Annotated in this window: 1 protein-coding gene; it reads left to right on the forward strand. The window is 58.3% G+C overall.

Translation table 11 applies throughout. From position 1 onward, the window contains the following. Window positions 1–896, forward strand: an 896-nt coding sequence (locus AACY52_RS28570) for a peroxidase family protein (RefSeq protein ID WP_339561104.1), incomplete at both ends; no start/stop codon positions are given.

Raw genomic sequence — 896 nt, forward strand, 5'->3', positions numbered from 1 at the left:
GGCCTTCGACAAGGCGTGGGCTGCCGCGTGGTTCAAACTCATCCACCGCGATATGGGTCCGCGCCGCTTCTATCTCGGCAACGACGTCCCGGCGCAGGAATATGCATGGCAGGAGCCGTTGCCTGCTACATCAAGCGGTCAAATCGGCGATGGTGACATCAAGAAGCTGAAGCGCGAGATTGCCGCCTCGGGCATCGCCGACGCGGCGCTTATACGAACCGCATGGGCATCCGCCGCCAGCTATCGCAAAACCGATATGCGTGGGGGTGCGAATGGCGCTCGCGTGCGGTTGGAACCACAGATCCACTGGTTGGCAAATTCGCCGCAGGAGCTCGCCGATGTCCTGCGCAGGCTCGGCGTCATTCGTGATGGTTTCAACCACAAAAGCGGGCGGCAGGTATCCATGGCTGATATGATCGTGTTGGCAGGCGACACGGCAGTCGAGCATGCCGCAAATGAGCGCGGCGTTAATGTTAGTGTGCCGTTTTTCGTTGGTCGGGTCGATGCCACGCAGGAGCAAACCGATGTCGCAGCCTATAGAGCGATGGAGCCGGAAGCTGACGGATTTCGAAATTACTACAATCCAAAAGATCGCCTTTCCCCGACCGAAGCACTAGTGGATCGTGCCTACATGCTCGATCTGTCGGTGCCGGAAATGACCGTGCTGGTCGGGGGTATGCGCGCACTGAACGCAAACGCCGGCAAATCGGCGGTCGGCGTGTTAACCGACCGACCAGGGACCCTGAGCAACGACTTCTTTGTCAATCTTCTCGATATGAGGACCGTTTGGTCTAAATCTGTCCAAGATCCCGCGCTGTATGTAGGTAAGGACCGCGCAAGTGGTCAGTCGCGATGGACGGCATCTCCAGTTGATCTGATGTTCGGATCAAACTCCG

It is taken from the genome of Pseudomonas sp. EA_65y_Pfl1_P113, assembly GCF_963970525.1.
Classification (GTDB): Bacteria; Pseudomonadota; Gammaproteobacteria; order Pseudomonadales; family Pseudomonadaceae; genus Aquipseudomonas; species Aquipseudomonas tritici.